Here is a 17,729-nt window from a genome sequence, read left to right on the forward strand (position 1 = left end):
GATTCGTTCTGTAACGAACAGTACTTTATTACTCTTTGGGCACAAGATGAGGTCCGCCAGATCGCTACAATAATGTAACGACTGTTGCATATTGATCACAGGCGGCAGGCTGCGGCATTGGGGTCGCGAGGAAAGCGGTTGTGAGGCCGGGAGAGATGAGCGCCCTGTTCTCTAGCCAAACATCGGGCGGTGCAGACAACGAAAGGCCATGAAGAGACAAAAGAAAAGGGGGCGGTAAACCGCCCCCTTCCCAATTCGGCAGATGCCGTGATGCTTGAGCTTAGAAGCTCAGCTTCACGCCGAGAATGCCGTAAGTCGCCTTGTCGTCGAAGTTGGCGCCACCGTCGTCGTCTTCGAACTTGACGTGGGTGATGTTGCCTTCGAGCGTCACGCCCGGGCCCATCGCGTAGGAGACGGCGAACTGGAATGCATCCTGCTCTTCGTCACCGGCGAGGACTGAACCTTCTGCTTCACCGTGGAAGTAGGTGAAGGAAGCGCCCCAAGGACCGGTCGTGTAGGACACGCCAGCATCGTAGGCCTCACCCGTGTTGGCACCCTGGTCGTTGGCATCGGCATAAGAACCACCGATGGTGAAACCACCATAACCGAGGTTCAGACCGACGCTCCAGACTTCCGGATCGCTGTTGGCGTTCACTTCGTCTTCAGCGAAGCCATAACGACCGGACAGAGCAACGTCAAAGCCATCGAAGGAGTTGACGTAGTTGGCCGCGATGTCGAAGGCGTTCTTGAAGGCGCGGGTTTCGGTCAGCTGCGAGTTGTTGTCCTGCGCGCCATCGGGCGTGTAGGAAACACCAAGCTGGAAACCGCTCCAACGCGGCGTGAAGTAGGTCACGCGCTGGGAGTCGTTGACGCCGTCCAACTCAAGGTAGGTCGTGCCGAGCACGCGGCGGAAGTAGCCAGCCTGCGTGGAACCGAGACCGAAGGAAGGCAGCCAGTTGGTCTGGTCGCCCGAGTTGACGTTCGCGAAGCTGACGTCCGGAGCGGCATAGGTCATCTTGTAACCAGCCGAGTTCTCGGAGCCGAGCAGCAACTGACCGAAGGAGCCCTGGATGAAGACATAGGACTCGTCGATCTGGTCGCCCGTGTTGGTCTCACCTTCGAGTTCGATCTGAACGCCGAAGGTCAGGCCGTTCTCGAGAGTCTGCTTCGCCTTGAAGTGGATTTCCGAGTCGGACTTCAGGTCGAAGCCGTCGAAGTCGGCCGTCGTGCCGTCGATGTCAACGCTCGAATAGCCGAACTTCTGCTCCGTGTAACCGCCAACCGTAACCTCGAACTGCGCCTTGGCCTGCTGGGCCCCGACGAAGCTGGCAACGGCAAGGGCGGTCGTGCCGAGAAGCACTTTTTTCATGGTTTTCACCCTTTCTATTGCGAACCGGTAATTTAAGAAACCGGTTCATCATTCCTCGCAAATGGAGCGCTGGGCGCCCCCCGTACTTTTATTGCCCGGATTCCTCGCCCCCGAGCAGCATCAACACTTTATGCAGAGCGCCGCGCCGGTCAACGTAATTGAATGTTTTTTGTGACCTTCGCACCATACTGTTGCATCAAGGACACAGTTCGTTAACGTCGTTGGATTCTCAAAGGCTTACAAACAGTAATGCGGAAATGAACTGAAGAAACCCCCTGTTTCCGACTGAACCCATGCGTTTTCAAAGAATAATTACAATTAACTGTTCGGTTAATAAGGCGCGCGGAAGGTCAAACGACATTACAAGAGTGACATAGCTGACAAGTGGAACGCTTGCTTTCTTGACCTCCGGTGCGCCACCGTGGTCTAAAGAGCGCGAAATACGCCGCGCGGCGTCCGGGGTCGTGACGCCTGATAGGTGGGACTTCTTGAGACGGGAAGCATGAAGATTATGGGTCAAAACAGAGACAGCTTCTTCGCAAGCCGTTTGGTGATTTCTACGCTGTTGCTGGCCTTCTTGGCGGCTTGCGGCGGGCAGAACACCGAGGCCGTATACCCGGGCAAACGGCAGGGTTCGAAGCCGGGTTACGAAGAGCAGGAAAGCATATTCGGTCAAGACGGCCTCGTGCTCTTTGGCGGTTCGGACAAGGAGACTCAACTCGAGAGTGGCTCTGGCATAGCGGTCAACACCTTCCTGTGGCGGGCCTCTCTGGATACTGTCTCCTTCATGCCGCTTGCTTCGGCCGACCCCTTTGGCGGCGTTATCATCACTGACTGGTATCAGCCGAGCGATTCGCCCGGTGAGCGTTTCAAGGTGAACGTCTTCATCCTTACCCGGCAGCTTCGTGCGGATGGCTTGCGGGCTTCCGTCTTCAAGCAAAATCTGCAGAACGGCGTGTGGACGGATGCTGCGGTGGAGAAGCAGACGGCGGTCGACCTTGAGAATGCAATTCTCACGCGCGCGCGCCAGTTACGGATCGCATCCATTCAGTAAAGCCAGCGCGCATCGAGCGCAGCGGTCTGCGGTTTGCTGATTGGGCTGCGGCTTAGGGGCATGCGCTAACAGGATCTGACCGGCAATCGGGGGGTTGCCGCGGCACAGCTAAGAGTTCAGGACGTCCATGAGCCGTTACAATTCCAAATCGACCGAAATCAAATGGCAGAAAGCCTGGACGGAATCCCAGTGTTTTGCGGTTCGGGACGATAAAACCAAACCCAAATACTATGTGCTCGAAATGTTTCCCTACCCTTCGGGGCGGATTCATATGGGCCACGTCCGTAACTACACGATTGGGGACGTGATCGCACGCTACAAGCGCGCCCGCGGTTTCAATGTCCTGCATCCGATGGGTTGGGATGCTTTTGGCCTGCCGGCCGAGAACGCCGCGATGCAGAAGGGTGTGCACCCGTCGCGCTGGACCTTCGAGAACATCGCGACAATGCGCGAGCAATTGCAATCGATGGGCCTTTCCATCGATTGGAGCCGGGAGGTGGCGACCTGTCACCCGGGTTACTACCGGCATCAACAGCGGCTGTTCCTGGATTTCTTCAAGAACGCTCTGGTCTACCGTAAGGAGTCCTGGGTGAACTGGGACCCCGTGGATCACACGGTGCTCGCCAACGAACAGGTTATCGACGGCTGCGGTTGGCGTTCCGGCGCTCCTGTGGAGCGACGTAAGCTGCCGCAGTGGTTCTTTAAGATCACCAGTTATGCCGACGATTTGCTCGAAGGCCTGGAGAGCCTGGATCGCTGGCCCGATAAGGTTCGGTTGATGCAGGAAAATTGGATTGGCCGGTCTCGTGGTGCCCGGGTCCGCTTTTCCGTTCAAGGTCGCAGCGAACCTCTTGAAGTCTTTACGACCCGTCCCGACACCATCGAGGGCGCTTCCTTCCTGGCGGTTTCACCACACCACCCCCTGACCCAGGAGCTGGCGGAGAAGGATGCTGGCCTGCGCGCCTTTATCGCCAAGTGCGACCACTTGGGTACTAGCGAAGCGGCAATTGAAGCGGCGGAGAAGCTGGGCTACGACACCGGGCTGAAAGGAACGCTTGGCCATCTTGGTGATCGTGAACTTCCGATCTACGTCGCCAATTTCGTGCTCATGGACTACGGAACCGGGGCGATATTCGGTTGCCCGGCCCACGATCAACGCGACATTGATTTTGCAAACAAGTACGGCCTTCCGGTCATCGAGACCTATCGACCGCTCGACGCTCGCGACCCGACCGGGGCTGAGTTCGAGGCGTTTGCATCGAAGTTGGCAGAGAACCCGCTCCTGGCAGTCTCCGGGCCGAGCGGCAAGGCGCTGATTTTCCATATCAGCAAGACGGCCTTTGCGGATAAATCCGCCGATGAGAGGGTGTTCTACACGCGCGCTTCGTTCCTCACCGACCCGAAGGTTACACCAGTAGAGGCGGTCGAAAAAGCGATCGACCACTTGGAATCGCTTGGCTGTGCGGAGGGCGTGATTCAATACCGCCTGCGCGATTGGGGCGTTTCCCGACAGCGCTATTGGGGCTGCCCGATCCCAATTATCCACTGCGATTCTTGCGGCCCTGTCGCGGTGCCCGAGGACCAGCTGCCGGTGCAACTGCCCGAGGACATCGAGTTTGGTCAACCCGGCAATCCTTTGGAGCGGCACCCAACCTGGAAGGCTGTGCCCTGCCCGTCCTGCGGAGCAGCCGCCAGGCGCGATACCGACACGATGGATACCTTTGTCGATTCCTCCTGGTATTTTGCGCGTTTTTGCAGCCCGCGCGCCGACCTGCCGATGACCCGAGAGGACGTCGATTACTGGTTGCCCGTCGACCAGTATATCGGTGGAATCGAGCATGCCGTTCTTCACTTGCTCTACGCGCGTTTTTTCACCCGTGCGCTCAAGGATTGCGGCTACCTGGACATTAAGGAGCCCTTTGCCGGTCTTTTTACCCAAGGCATGATCGGGCACGAGACCTACCGCAACGCCGACGGTGACTGGCTTTCCCCGGACGAGGTGTCTCGCGACGGTGATCGGCCCGTCGGGCCCGACGGTAAGCCCGTCACGATCGGCCGTGTCGAGAAGATGAGCAAGTCCAAGCGCAACACTGTCGATCCGGAGATCATCATCCGCGACTACGGCGCCGATACGGCGCGCTGGTTCATGTTGTCCGACAGCCCGCCCGACCGTGATATGGAATGGACCGATGCCGGTATCGCCGGAGCCTGGCGCTTCACTCAACGCCTTTGGCGGCAGGCGAACGAGGCGATAGAGACCTTACCGCCCGTCGAGACCGCAAAGCCTGCCAGCTTCAGCGATCAAGGGATTGCGCTCAGGCGCCGGGCGCACCGTGCCGTGCGGGATGTGTCCGAAGATGTCGAACAGTTCCGCTTCAACAAGGCGGTCGCGCGGGTCTATGAATTGTCAAACGACTTGCAGAGCTTTAAACCCGGCGCCGATTCGGACGCCTGGGTGCTGCGCGAGACGCTTGAGATCCTGACCCGTTTGATCGGCCCCATGATGCCGCATTTGGCAGAAGAATTGTGGCAGCGCCTCGGGCGAGAGGGTTTGCTGGCAAACCAGGCCTGGCCGGAACCGGAGTCCGACCTGTTGCATGAAAACGAAGTTACCGTTGCAATTCAGGTTAATGGTAAGCTCAAGGCCACGATCCTTTTGCCTAAGGACTGCGACAAGGGTCTGGCGGAAAAAACCGCACTGAGTGCCGATGGTGTTGTGCGGGCATTGGAGGGCAAGGCGCCGAGGAAAGTCATCGTGGTGCCCAACAGGGTGGTGAATGTTGTTGTCTGAGAAAACTGGGCCGAGGAGTTTGGTTAAGCGATCCAGGCGTGGTGCGATCCTGACGATAGGGGCGCTCGCCGCGCTCCCGCTTTTGTCGGCTTGCGGTTTCACGCCGCTCCACGCCAAGCGTGGCTCAGACGGATCCAGCGTCAACGACCGTCTGGCATCAGTGGGCATAGATCCGCTGAGCGACCGCAACGGCCAAATGCTGCACAATTTCCTGCGCGATCGCATTAATCCTCAGGGACAACCCGGCGACCCCGAGTACATCCTGCGCGTCGATCTGCGTGAATCGACTCAAGAGCTAGCCCTGCGGAAAGACGAAACGGCCCGTCGCGCCAACCTGATCGTCCGCGCTCGCTTTGCCCTCTATGACAAATCCGGACGCAATGTCATTTACCGCGGGAACAGCCAAGCAACCAGCGGCTACAGCATTCTGGCCCTAGAGGAAGAGTATGGCACCCTCGTGGCCGAGCGTGATGCTCGACGGCGGGCGCTCACGGTTGTCGCCGACGAAATTTCCCAACGCTTGGCAGTGTTCCTGTCACGCGACGAGGGGTGATAGTAACCCCGGACGGAAAGTAATCGGAAGGCAATCATGAAGATCGATGCCCGCTCTGCCGACCGATTTGCCGCAAAACCTTACCCGGATATCCGCGCGGTCCTTGTCTACGGCCCCGATGATGGCTTGGTCAAAGAACGAGCGGACACGCTGACGGCGAGTGTCGTTGAAGACCCTCGTGACCCGTTCCGAGTCGCCGAGTTGAGTGTTGGAGCTCTCAAGGACGATCCCGCGCGTCTGATCGACGAAGTCGCCGCCATGGCCTTTGGCGGCGGCCGCCGGGTTGTCCGGCTGCGCAGTTCGGAGGACTCCCTGGCGCCGCTTTTTGCGTCCTTCCTGGCCGACCCCCCCGGTGGCGATACTCTAGTGGTCTTGGAAGCCGGTGACCTGCCGCCAAGATCCAAGCTGCGCGGGCTCTTCGAAAAGGAGAAATCAAGCGCTGCCTTGCCGTGCTACCGGGACGAGGAAGGCACGCTGGAATCCTTGATCCGCGAGACCTTCGCGCAGGCGGGTTATCGCGCGACCCCGGAGGCCATTGCTTTCCTCCGCGATCATTTGGGAACCAATCGCCTTATGACCCGTCAGGAACTTGAAAAGCTGATGCTTTACAAGGGTCCCGTTGAAGATGGGCATTCCAGCATTGATATGGATGATGTCCTCGCCTGCGTCGGAGACAGCGCCCACCTGACACTTGATGATCTGAGCTTCGCTGTTGGCGACGGTGACTTGGCTCAGGTCGAAAGGTCGCTTACCAAAGCCTTTGCCGAAGGTCTGCATGCAGTGCCTTTGTTGCGCGCCGTGTCCGGGCATTTCATTCGCCTCCAGACCGCGCGGGGCCATCTTGATCAGGGACAGTCATCCGATCAGGCCGTTGCGAAACTTCGGCCGCCGGTTTTTTTCAAAACGAAAGACCGGTTCAAACGGCAGCTCGGCCGCTGGGGCGCCGTGGCCCTGGGAACCGCGATCAACCGGCTGTTAGATGCGGAGATGGACTGTAAGAGGACCGGCGCTCCCTCCGAGATGATCACTTCGCGCGCGTTGTTTGAACTGACGGCGCGCGCACCGAAATCGAGAGGCGGTCGCGGCTGAGGCTCACCACACACCGATCGCAGAACGGTGCCGTGGCCCGCAGAACCGGCGACCGGCCTTCACCCGTAAGTGATTGGCCGGTGATGAGACGCTGGCCTTACATTGACGGCATGAGAACAGTACGCACCACCGCCGACCCCACCATGACCACCAGACTTCTCGCCGTTTGGGTTTTCACTCTTGTTCTAGGCGCGTATCTGCTTGGCGGAGGGCATCCGGTAAACGCAGCGGATCCGGCCGCGAAAACACCCGTTGTCGTCGAGTTGTACACATCTCAAGGGTGCAGTTCTTGCCCGCCTGCCGATCAATTGCTGGCTGAACTGGCAACCGACGAAACGATCGTGGCACTCTCCCTGCACGTGGATTATTGGGATTACATCGGATGGCAGGACCCCTTCTCCGATCCGCTCTACACCGATCGACAGCGCGCGTACCTGGCAAGCTTATCAAACCGTTTCATCTACACGCCGCAGATTATCGTCGACGGACGTTGGGATGTGGTCGGATCGCGCCGGAATCAGGTGCTGGAAGCTATTGAGAAGGCCCGAGGAACGCCAAAGATTCCGATCATACTGGAACAGCAGCGCCTTACCATTCCAGCAGGGCATGCACCAGATGGCGGTGCGACGATCTGGATGGCCTTTTTCGATCAGAAGCATGAGACCGAGGTTCGCGCGGGAGAGAACAACGGCCGCAAGATAACCAACGCGCATGTAGTCCGAAAACTGGTGAAAATCGGCGAATGGAATGGGGCCGCGGTAACGATGGACCTCAACATGGAAGCGGCGATCGCCGACGGGCGCGACGGCTGCGCGGTGCTCCTGCAAAGCAACGAAACCGGACCGATCATCGGCGCGGCGCTTTTACCGTTCCGCAGTTAATCGGCCCGCCGCTTTCCATGAACGGGTCGCTACGAACGGAAGCCCAAGCCGTTCATGTGACTCAGGCGCTCCGTTCGCATCTCTCGGATCAAACGGGCTAACGGCGCAGCCTATTTCATCGTCGGCATGACAAACTCGGCCCCTGCCCGGATACCTGTCGGCCAACGCGAGGTGATCGTCTTCATTTTGGTGTAAAAGCGCACACCCTCGGGGCCATGCATATGATGGTCGCCGAACAGGGAACGCTTCCAGCCGCCAAAGGAATGAAAGGCCATGGGGACGGGAATCGGTACGTTGATCCCTACCATGCCCACCTGAATACGGCTTGCGAAGTTGCGCGCCGCGTCTCCGTCACGGGTGAAGATAGCGGTTCCGTTTCCATACTCATGGGCGTCGATCATCTCAACAGCCTTCGCATAGTCGGGTACGCGGACGACGGAAAGAACCGGACCAAAGATCTCCTCTTTGCAAATACGCATGTCTGGCTGAACTTCGTCGAACAGACAGCCGCCCAGGAAGTAACCGTTTTCGTATCCCTGCAGGCTGGTATCGCGGCCATCGACGACCAACTTCGCCCCCTCCTGAACGCCCAGATCCACATAGCTGCGGACCTTGTCCAGGTGTTGCTTGCTGACCAGCGGGCCCATTTCCGCTTCCGGATCGTTCCAGGGGCCGATCTTCATACCGCGGACACGCGGCTCCAGACGCTCAAGCAGAGCATCGCCTGCGTCCCCGACGGCGACTGCCACAGAAATCGCCATGCATCGTTCGCCGGCCGAACCATACCCCGCGCCCATCAAGGCGTCGGTTGCTAGATCCATATCCGCATCCGGCATGATCACCATGTGATTCTTGGCACCGCCCAGCGCTTGAACACGCTTATTGTGGGCCGTGCCGGTGTGATAGACGTACTCGGCAATCGGTGTCGAACCTACAAAACTGACAGCGGCGATATCGGGATGCGACAGAATGCGGTCTACCGCCTCCTTGTCGCCGTTCACGACGTTCAAAACGCCTGCAGGCGCGCCTGCCTCCATCATCAATTCGGCAAGCAGTAATGGCGCGGAAGGGTCTTTCTCAGAAGGCTTGAGGACAAAAGTGTTTCCACAGGCGAGCGCGACCGGGAACATCCACATCGGCACCATGGCCGGGAAGTTGAAGGGCGTGATTCCGGCAACCACACCAAGCGGCTGACGCATTGAATGGCTATCGACGTTGGTTCCGACGTTCTCGCTGAACTCGCCTTTGAGAAGATGCGGAATGCCCGTGGCGAACTCCACCACCTCAATGCCGCGCGTAACTTCTCCCATGGCGTCACTCAGAACCTTGCCATGCTCCTTGGAGATCAGGGTTGCAAGCGCTTCACGGTTGTTCTCCAGAAGCTCCTTGTACTTGAAAAGCACTCGAGCGCGGTTCAACGGCGTGGTCGCGGACCAGGTTGCTAGCGCCTGTCGGGAGGACTCGATAGCGGCATCCACCTCACCAATCGTCGCCAGCGCAACCTCGGCGGCCTGCTCTCCGGTAGAAGGGTCAAATACCGGGGAAAACCGCGTGCTATTGCTCTCAACTCTCACGCCACCGATGAAATGGTGGATCTTCGTCGCCATCGAACTTTTCTCCTTACAAATATCCCTGGAAATTTCAACTTGGTCATAACGCAATTGCACCTGTCCGTCGAGGCCGCCCTTGCAATCTTGGCAAAGCACACCTTTTTATGGTTCGGAGACCAATAGGTGACAAAATGCCACGTGACGGGTTGAACACTTCACTACGCGAAACTTTGATGGGGCTGGCCCGCTGCCGTCGCACGATCACGTACCGCGACCTGGCTATTGTCGCGAATGTTCCGTCGCCCTGCGCTATCCACAGCATCACCGTCGCCTTGGAGCAGATGATCCGGGAGGACGCCGCCGCCGGACGGCCTTTGTTGGCGGCGCTCGTCGTTAGCCGATCCCAGCCAGGGCTTCCCGGCAAGGGGTTTTTTCAGCTCATCTCCGAGTTGGGCCTCTACGATGGCCCGGACCACGGAACCGCTGCGATCGAGTATCATCAGGAAGAGGTGGAAATGGCCTGCGCCTATTGGGGCGAAGGTGATTGTCTGCTTTAGATATCTCAACCTCGTACAACGACCCTGACTCGCCGACCCTGACTTGCCTACTGGGGTAAATTGCCAAAGGGCTTGCCAGTGGCACGGCATGCCGTCACCTTGGATTGATCATTCGGGCTGACGAGGGAACGCACGATGGCGTCTTGGGAAGGCACCCCGGCGAGCGTAAAGCTGGAGCATCAACAAGGCGCGGCGCCCGAGGCCGCCATCTTGCATTGCGGCGGAGATTGGGTCACCGCCAATCTTGAGCAGCTTGCCCAGCAACTCACTGCGCTGAAGCCGGAGAGCCCCCTCTCCCTGGAAGTAAGTCTGGAAACCGTCGGGCGCCTGGATAGCGCCGCCGCTTGGCAACTTTGCCGCCATGTAGCCCGGTGGCAGTCCGAAGGCGTGACCGTTCAGTTTACCGGTATCAGTGACGATAAGCAGGCGCTGCTCGACAATGTTGGCGCTTTAGGCGATCTGGAGCCGCCCCGGGAAGCGCGCCCAACGCTGCTGATTGCCTTGATAGAACGTTGTGGCCGCGCGTCGATATGGTTTCTGCTTCAGGCCCGCGATCTGATCAATTTCATGGGGATGACGGTCATCGCGATGACTCGGGCGATACTGCGGCCCCGCCGGCTGCGTTTCGCGGCCATCTTCACTCACATGGAACGCACCGGTTTTGACGCTTTGCCGATCGTCGGCCTGCTATCCTTCCTAATCGGTGTCGTACTGGCCTACCAGGGCGCAGACCAACTGCGCCGTTTCGGGGCTGAGATTTTCACCGTCAATCTGGTTGGCATCGGCGTCCTTCGCGAGATGGGCATATTGATCACCGCCATCATCGTCGCGGGGCGGTCCGGATCCGCCTTTACGGCTCAGATCGGCACCATGCAAGTGAACGAGGAGATCGATGCCCTTGAAACAATCGGCCTGGACCCGGTGGACGTGCTGGTCCTGCCCCGCGTAATTGCCCTTATCCTGGTCTTGCCGTTGCTGACTTTCTACGCCGATATCATGGGTGTGCTGGGTGGCGCGGTGATGTCCATGATCGCCTTGGATATTACGCCTTCGCAGTTTATCACGCAGTTCCACGGCGCCGTGCCCATCGACAATTTTTTCGTCGGTATCGGCAAAGCGCCGATCTTTGCTTTTGTGATTGCCCTGGTCGGCTGTTTCCAGGGAATGCGGGTTTCCCGCAGCGCCGAATCGGTGGGCCAACAAACCACACGAGCGGTTGTGCAATCGATTTTCATCGTGATCGTTCTGGACGCCATCTTCTCCATCTTCTTTTCCATCGTCGGGATCTAGTGCCATGCCGGAAACCGCAAAAAGCGCTATCGAGGTCAAAGGCTTGGTTACCCGCTTCGGTAGGAATGTCATCCATGATGGTGTCGACCTAACTGTGCGGCGCGGCGAGATTCTGGCGCTGGTCGGCGGCTCAGGTACTGGAAAATCGGTGTTGCTGCGCAACATTATCGGCCTGATGACCCCCGCCGCGGGAGAGGTCGAGGTTCTGGGGCGGGACATGACGGGCATGACGCCGGTCGAACGCCACAGCTTCAAGCGCCACTGGGGGATGCTGTTTCAAGACGGCGCGCTGTTTTCGTCGCTGACGGTCGCGCAGAACATCGAAGTACCGCTGCGCGAGCACCTGCGTCTGAAACCGGCGTTGCGCCGGGAGATAGCCTTGTTGAAGATCGCCATGACGGGGCTGCCGCCGGGCGCTGCCGACAAGTACCCCTCCGAACTATCCGGCGGCATGCGAAAACGCGCCGGTCTTGCGCGGGCCTTGGCCTTGGACCCGGACATCTTGCTTCTGGATGAGCCGACAGCAGGCCTGGATCCTATCGGTGCGAGCAATTTCGATACGCTGCTGCGCACGTTGCAAGGCGCGCTCGGCCTGACGGTCATCATGGTTACCCATGATCTGGATTCCCTGGTCGCCGTTGCCGATCGCATTGCCGTGCTTGTCGACAAGCGTGTTAAGGTGGACACGTTGGATCGATTGCGGCGCGACCCGCATCCCTGGATTCAGGAATACTTCAACGGGCCGCGCGCACGCGCCGCCATGGGAGAGGGCTAGGCCAGGAATTATGGAAACCCGTGCGAACTATCTTCTGGTCGGGTTGTTCGTGATCTCGCTGTTCGTCGGCGGGATCGGCTTTGTCGTCTGGCTCGCCAAGGTCAATGTCGATGCCAGCATCACCTCCTATGAGATTCACTTCGAGGATAGCGTATCGGGCTTGCGTGAAGGCGCCAGTGTCAGCTATCGCGGCATCAACGTCGGCGAAGTTAAGGCCATTCGCATAGATCCCGAAAACCTTGAACGGATTGTTGTCACGATCGAGGTGCGCGCTGACACACCGATCCGCAGCGATACCGTTGCGACATTGGCGATTCAGGGTTTGGCGGGCGGTAGTTATGTGTTGCTTTCCGGCGGCAGTCAGTCGGCGGCGCCCCTGGTCCCGCAGCCGGGACAGAGGGCGGCCGTAATCGCCTCAAAAGCTTCCGGCCTGCAGGAGCTGTTGGATAGCGCGCCGTCGGTTCTTTCCGAGGCCAATCTAGTCCTCAAACGCGCCAATGACCTCCTGCGGCCCGAAAACCGTAAGGAGTTTGAACAGGCGCTCATCAACTTGTCGCAGCTGCTCGCAACACTTAAGGAGGGAGCAACCGGTTTGCCGGAGTTGATGGATACATCGCGCGTGACCATCGAGGAGATCGGTCGAACCGCAAAGACTGTCGGCACGACCACACAATCCTTTCAGGAACTGATAGCTGGTTTCGAGAGCGAGTCGAAACAGCTGGCGAGTCAAGCCGGCGCAACGCTCAAGGCCTTCGAGGACACCGCCCGCTCGGTCGAGGGAAGCGCGGACAACCTCGGGGGCGATCTGCGCGGTAGCCTGCAGGCGATCCGTGCTTCGGCGGAGCGCTTCGAGGTGCTGGGTGGTACAATGAACAAGATTCTGGAGGAGAACCGGGGGCAACTCGCGGAATTCACCTCCAGCGGTCTTTTCGAGGTTGTCGCCTTTTTCAGTGAGGCTCGAGACCTCGTGACTAACGTGAACAGGTTGCTGGGGCAAATCGAACGCGATCCCGGCAACTTCATTTTTGGCAACCGCTCGGAGGGTTATGACGCTGGCACCCCGGATTGATCGAACGCGCCGCACCCTGGTCCAGGGGACAGGAGGCCTGGCGCTCACTTTAGCCCTGCCCATTCTCAGCGGTTGCGCGGGACTGGTAGGCCCGCGCGGCGAGCCGCCGCAACTCTATCGCCTGACGCCGAAATCAACCTTTCGCAAAGACTTGCCACAAGTGTCCTGGGCGCTGCTGATCGACAGGCCGACATCAGGGGCCGGTATCGACGTGCCACGCATCGCATTGATGCGCTCACCGGTCACGTTGGAGTACTACGCCAAGGCGGCCTGGACAGACCGCGCGACACGCATGGTGCAAGGGCTGATTTCGGAATCTTTCGAGAATACAAACGCCATCGGCGCGGTGGGGCCGGAGGCGCTGGGGCTGCGTGCGGACTTCCTTCTAAAGACCGAGCTGCGCGAGTTCCAAGTCGAGTATTTCGATGGTGGAGTGCCGATCGCGCATGTGCGCATCAACGCCAAGCTGGTGCGTGCCCTGGATCGACGAATTCTGCAGGGTCGCCTCTTCGGCGCCAAGGTAGCGGCGGCTGAAGATAAGATTGGAGCCATCATCGAGGCCTACGATGAAGCGCTCAATCAGGTCTTGAAGGAATTGGTGATCTGGACGTTGGAGACCGGCAACGCCGAGCAGCAACAAGGCTAGCGGCTACCAGCGCCAGAACCCACTATCCAGCAACACCAGTAAGGTGAATAGCTCCAGGCGGCCAAGTATCATTGCCCCGCTGAGGACCATTTTTTCAGCATCCCCAAGACCGGAGAAATTACCCGACGGGCCAATGATATCACCCAATCCCGGACCGACGTTCGATATCGCCTGAGCCGCCCCGCTGATCGCCGTCACGAGGTCGAGCCCCAAAGCTGTCAAAGCAAGCGTGACGCAAGCAAACGCGAGGCCGAAAAAAGCCAGGAAAGCGAGAACGGACTGCGGCACATCCTCAGGCACCGGGCGGCCGTTGTAGGTCATGCGCACCACCGCGTGTGGAGCATAAAGGCTCCGCAATTGGCGGCGCGCGACAAGCAAAAGGATTTGGAACCGAAAGATCTTGATCGCGCCGCTTGTCGAGCCGGTGCAACCACCGACAAAAGTCAGGAAAAAGAATATTCCCACGGCAAACGTCCCCCACAGGCTGTAGTCATCGCTAGCAAAACCGGTCGTCGTTACTATTGAGGCCACGTTGAAGAAGGCGTGCCGCATAGCCTCCGCCACAGGCATGGCGCGCGCCATTGAAAGCCAGACGCCAAGCGACAGGGCAACAAGCGCCACCAGCGACAAAAGCGTGATGATCTGGCTATCCTTCCAAAGCGCCGACCGGTCTCCCCGCAGGGCTTTCACGTAAGCCACGAAAGGTAATGCGCCTGCCAGCATGAAGACTGTGGCAATCCAGTGGATCGCAGGCTGTTGAAAGTGCGCCATAGACGCATCGTGCGTCGAGTATCCGCCCGTCGAGAGGGTTGTCATGGCATGGTTCAAGGCGTCGAACGCGTTCATACCGGCAACTCTGTAAGCAAGAAAACAGGCCAGGGTCAAAACGCCATAGATAGACACGATGAAACCGACCAACTCCGCCGGCCGTGCCACTATTTTCTCGGATCTGTCGGAGCTTTCCGCATGAAACAACTGCATCCCACCGACCCGCAGGAACGGCAGGATAATAATTGCCATGACGACGATCCCGACACCCCCCATCCACTGCAAAGCCGAGCGCCATAGAAGGATCCCCGGAGGCATTGCGTCCAAACCTACGAGAACCGTCGAGCCCGTGGTGGTGAGCCCGGAAGCCGCTTCAAAAAAAGCATCGGCAAGGTCGAGCCGGTCTGAAAAGAAAAGAAAGGGGAATGCCGCAAACAACGGCAGGACCAACCAGGAAAGAGTTGTCAGGAGGAAGGCTTCGCGCAGGCCAAGTGAGAAGCGCTCGCCTGGTCGGTTCGACAGCGCCAAAAGGCCGCCGACGAAGGTCGTGAAGGCACCGGCCAGCGCAAAGGAACTCCAGTCTGGATTATTGACCGTCAGGTCGGCTACAAGCGGCAACAGCATGGCCATTGCCAATGCCAGGAGCAGTATACCCAGCACGAAGAAGGTCGGTCTTAAGGATGGCATGGGTACCTAACCTTTGAACCCGTAAGCGCTTGCGCGCTCCGCTTTCAAACGGAACGCTGCGGAGAATGACGCCGCTCAGGGCTTTCTGGCAAGGCAAAAGGCCGTCAGACCAGCCATGCGATTTATTGGAAACAGGAGGATTCGCTCCAGGGCATGAGCTGCCACAAGGAGGCTATTCAAGGGTTCCGGAGCTTTTCTGAGGGAACTTGCCGGTTGCAGGTCCCCGCGCTTTACCCGTCTACTCTCAAGTAGCCGAAGAACCGCGACCAAAGGGAAGATAAGGCCGAAGAAGTACCGGCCTCGCTCGATCTCCAAGCCTGCGCGCCGGACGAGATCTTCCAACTCGGCCAGGCTGTACCGCCGCCTATGCTCCAGGAAGACATCGTGGCCAGACCAAAGAAATGTGAAGGCTGGCACTGTAATAGCAACGCGGGCACCGGGTGCTAAATCATTGCTGTACTGGGTCAAAAGCGCCAGATCATCGTCCACGTGCTCCAGTACATCCATCATCAAGACCAAGTCGGCGCGGCCGGAGGGCTCCAGCACGCGCCGAAAGCTCAGTGGCCGCCCAGCGTGCGTTTCATCCCGTTCCTCGCTGTAGTAAGGGTCGATGCAGTAAGCTTCGGCTGCCAAGCCATGTTCCAAGAGCTGTTTGGAAAAAATCCCGGACCCGGCGCCTACATCCACGAGACGTCGTGCAGGCAATCCCTTCAGCAAAGAACGGAGCGCGGCTCCCTTGGACCGGTAGTACCAATGGTCAACAATGGCTGCGCCCAGTATTTCTTCTTCTTTCAGATCCATACCCATCGCCCCCCAACTTCAAACAGGTTAGACAGGCGGAGACGCCCAATCAATGCGCATTGATAGACTCAATTTTACTCTTATTAGCTGTTTGTAATAGATTGTTTGCACCCTTAATAAGGCTCTATTAAGGAATTTGCTGTTGAATGATGTATTATTGAAGGGGAAGGCTGCTAGCGGAGGGACTCCGCCGGTCTGCGGGGTCCAAGGAGGTGTCATGGACCGCGACTTCGCCTTGTATCGTGACAGTGATGGACGGACCGGGATCCTGCGCCTGCAACCCGAGGGAGAAGGCTGGCGGGTGATTGGTATCGAGGAGGGCCTTGTTCGTTCCCCCCTCGCAAAACACATTTCCCATGCCGATCTTTCGACGCGGCTGCTGACGCGAGAGGAGGCCTCGCTTGCTTTTCGAGAATGGCAGGCCGCCCTACGACTCTCCCAATCCTATGTCGTTCGCCCCTTCAGCCCCATCAAAGCCTGGCAGGCCCGTTGGGGCTGGCGTAGCGAAGCTCATGGCTGATACCGCAAAGACGTGCCTATGCCTTGCTTAAGAGGAGGAACTCGGCGATTACTCGCTCGATCCTGTGATCAAGCGAGCGCCGCGATCGTAGGTAGCATAGGCCCAAGCCCAGTCTAAGATCACCCCCAGCCGGTTCCTGTGGCCAATCAAAAAGTAAATGTGGATCAAGCTCCACAGCAGCCACGCGGGAAATCCGCTCAATCGCAGAGGCCCAAACTCGGCAACCGCGGCTTTGCGGCCGAGCGTCGCTAGGTTGCCGTAGTTGCGGTAGCGAAACGGCGGCAGTGGAGACTGGGTATGAATATGGCGTGCGATCGATCGTGCTGCGTAGCGGCCCATCTGCTTCGCCGCAGGCGCCACTCCCGGCACGGCCACGGACCGCGCATCGACAAGCGACGCCGTATCTCCAACGACATAAATGCGCGGATCGTCAGGCAAGGTCAGGGTTCCGGAAACCAGCACTCTTCCTGCGGCATCCCGGTTGCTGTTAAGCCAGCGCGCGGCAGGAGACGCCATGACGCCGGCGCTCCAAACAGCACAGTTGCTTTCGATCGTACTTCCGTCGGCAAGCTTGACGACCCCGGCATCAAAAGCGGCCACTGCAACGCCGGCGATAACCTCGACCCCCAGTGCTTCAAGCTGCTTGCGTGCAGCAAGCGACGACGGCTCGGAGAAGGTTGGCAGCAAACGCGGACCGGCCTCCACAAGGATCACGCGGGCGGTGCCCGGATCGATTCGGCGGAAGTCCTCGGCCAATGCCTTGCGGGCCAACTCGGCGATGGCGCCCGCCATCTCGACGCCCGTCGGGCCGCCGCCCACTACGACGAAAGTCAGCAACCGCTGCACCTCCGCGTCACTGGTGGCGTTCTCCGCTTGCTCAAACGCGAGCAACACGCGACGGCGGATCAAGGTTGCGTCGTCAATCTTCTTGAGGCCGGGCGCCGTTTCCTCCCACTGGTCGTTGCCGTAATAGTTGTGCCGCGCTCCCGTGGCCACAATGAGGTAGTCGAACGCGAAGGTCTGCGTTTCCGTCGTCACCACGCGGCGGTCGCGGTCGATGCCGACAACACGGTCCATGACGGAGCGTGTGTTCTTCTGCCCGCGCAGAATTCGCCGGATTGGCGCTGCTATTTGCGCCGGTGACAGGCCCGCTGTCGCAACCTGATAGAGCAGCGGTTGAAACAGGTGATAGTTGCGCCGGTCGATCACCGTGACTCGCAGCGGAAGCCCTGCAAGAGCCCTTGCGGCCGAAAGACCCCCGAAGCCAGCACCAATAATCACCACTTCCGGCAATCGACCGCCGTTTTCCTTGCTGCCAGACACAGCCAC

At 59.0% G+C, this 17,729-nt stretch carries 16 protein-coding genes; 11 read left to right on the forward strand and 5 right to left on the reverse strand.

Annotation, left to right across the window (positions count from 1 at the left end):
* Nucleotides 1-280: 280 nt before the first annotated feature.
* Nucleotides 281-1,369: a porin gene (locus FHR98_RS00955; protein ID WP_183414736.1), complete on the reverse strand. Its 1,089-nt coding sequence runs from the start codon at nt 1,367-1,369 to the stop codon at nt 281-283.
* A gap of 511 nt (nt 1,370-1,880) precedes the next feature.
* On the opposite strand from FHR98_RS00955, the gene FHR98_RS00960 reads away from it, so the two are divergent.
* From FHR98_RS00960 to FHR98_RS00980, 5 genes are all read left to right on the forward strand, one after another.
* Entirely contained in the window at nt 1,881-2,423 is a 543-nt protein-coding gene (locus FHR98_RS00960; protein ID WP_183414737.1) for a DUF3576 domain-containing protein, read from the forward strand.
* 127 nt (nt 2,424-2,550) lie between these two features.
* The gene (gene leuS / locus FHR98_RS00965) at nt 2,551-5,214 is read left to right on the forward strand and encodes a leucine--tRNA ligase (RefSeq protein ID WP_183414738.1); all 2,664 of its coding nucleotides are present in this window, start codon (nt 2,551-2,553) and stop codon (nt 5,212-5,214) included.
* A 19-nt stretch (nt 5,215-5,233) separates the two neighbouring features.
* Nucleotides 5,234-5,767 (forward strand): LPS assembly lipoprotein LptE, encoded by a 534-nt coding sequence (lptE, locus tag FHR98_RS00970; protein WP_183414739.1) that lies wholly within the window; start codon nt 5,234-5,236, stop codon nt 5,765-5,767.
* A 36-nt stretch (nt 5,768-5,803) separates the two neighbouring features.
* The gene (holA, locus tag FHR98_RS00975) at nt 5,804-6,856 is read left to right on the forward strand and encodes a DNA polymerase III subunit delta (protein ID WP_183414740.1); all 1,053 of its coding nucleotides are present in this window, start codon (nt 5,804-5,806) and stop codon (nt 6,854-6,856) included.
* A gap of 83 nt (nt 6,857-6,939) precedes the next feature.
* On the forward strand, nt 6,940-7,737 hold the full coding sequence (locus FHR98_RS00980) for a DUF1223 domain-containing protein (protein WP_183414741.1): 798 nt from the start codon (nt 6,940-6,942) through the stop codon (nt 7,735-7,737).
* Nucleotides 7,738-7,847: 110 nt separating this feature from the next.
* Here FHR98_RS00980 and FHR98_RS00985 read toward each other — a convergent pair whose 3' ends face one another.
* Nucleotides 7,848-9,344, reverse strand: a complete 1,497-nt coding sequence (locus FHR98_RS00985) for a CoA-acylating methylmalonate-semialdehyde dehydrogenase (RefSeq protein ID WP_183414742.1) — start codon at nt 9,342-9,344, stop codon at nt 7,848-7,850.
* Between the two features lie 134 nt (nt 9,345-9,478).
* Between FHR98_RS00985 and FHR98_RS00990 the strand changes: the two genes are divergently transcribed.
* From FHR98_RS00990 to FHR98_RS01010, 5 genes are all read left to right on the forward strand, one after another.
* A complete protein-coding gene (locus FHR98_RS00990) occupies nt 9,479-9,844 on the forward strand; it encodes a hypothetical protein (RefSeq protein WP_183414743.1) in 366 nt (121 codons plus the stop codon).
* Between the two features lie 135 nt (nt 9,845-9,979).
* Nucleotides 9,980-11,134 carry an ABC transporter permease gene (locus tag FHR98_RS00995; protein ID WP_183414744.1) on the forward strand — a complete coding sequence of 385 codons (1,155 nt, stop codon included), beginning with the start codon at nt 9,980-9,982 and terminating at the stop codon, nt 11,132-11,134.
* A gap of 4 nt (nt 11,135-11,138) precedes the next feature.
* The gene (locus FHR98_RS01000; protein ID WP_183414745.1) at nt 11,139-11,909 is read left to right on the forward strand and encodes an ABC transporter ATP-binding protein; all 771 of its coding nucleotides are present in this window, start codon (nt 11,139-11,141) and stop codon (nt 11,907-11,909) included.
* A 10-nt stretch (nt 11,910-11,919) separates the two neighbouring features.
* On the forward strand, nt 11,920-12,978 hold the full coding sequence (locus tag FHR98_RS01005; RefSeq protein WP_183414746.1) for an MlaD family protein: 1,059 nt from the start codon (nt 11,920-11,922) through the stop codon (nt 12,976-12,978).
* On the forward strand, nt 12,956-13,624 hold the full coding sequence (locus FHR98_RS01010; protein ID WP_183414747.1) for an ABC-type transport auxiliary lipoprotein family protein: 669 nt from the start codon (nt 12,956-12,958) through the stop codon (nt 13,622-13,624). The genes FHR98_RS01005 and FHR98_RS01010 overlap by 23 nt, the downstream gene beginning before the upstream one ends.
* Before the next feature lie 3 nt (nt 13,625-13,627).
* Here FHR98_RS01010 and FHR98_RS01015 read toward each other — a convergent pair whose 3' ends face one another.
* Together FHR98_RS01015 and FHR98_RS01020 are read right to left on the reverse strand one after the other, a co-directional pair.
* Entirely contained in the window at nt 13,628-15,079 is a 1,452-nt protein-coding gene (locus FHR98_RS01015) for a TrkH family potassium uptake protein (protein ID WP_183414748.1), read from the reverse strand.
* 75 nt (nt 15,080-15,154) lie between these two features.
* Nucleotides 15,155-15,880: a class I SAM-dependent methyltransferase gene (locus FHR98_RS01020; RefSeq protein ID WP_183414749.1), complete on the reverse strand. Its 726-nt coding sequence runs from the start codon at nt 15,878-15,880 to the stop codon at nt 15,155-15,157.
* Between the two features lie 217 nt (nt 15,881-16,097).
* Between FHR98_RS01020 and FHR98_RS01025 the strand changes: the two genes are divergently transcribed.
* Entirely contained in the window at nt 16,098-16,400 is a 303-nt protein-coding gene (locus tag FHR98_RS01025) for a hypothetical protein (RefSeq protein WP_183414750.1), read from the forward strand.
* A gap of 48 nt (nt 16,401-16,448) precedes the next feature.
* Here the strand turns inward: FHR98_RS01025 and FHR98_RS01030 are convergent, their stop codons facing one another.
* Complete coding sequence (locus FHR98_RS01030; RefSeq protein ID WP_322091198.1) at nt 16,449-17,729, reverse strand: NAD(P)/FAD-dependent oxidoreductase; 1,281 nt, start codon at nt 17,727-17,729, stop codon at nt 16,449-16,451.

This window comes from Limibacillus halophilus (genome assembly GCF_014191775.1).
GTDB classification, from domain to species: domain Bacteria; phylum Pseudomonadota; class Alphaproteobacteria; order Kiloniellales; family CECT-8803; genus Limibacillus; species Limibacillus halophilus.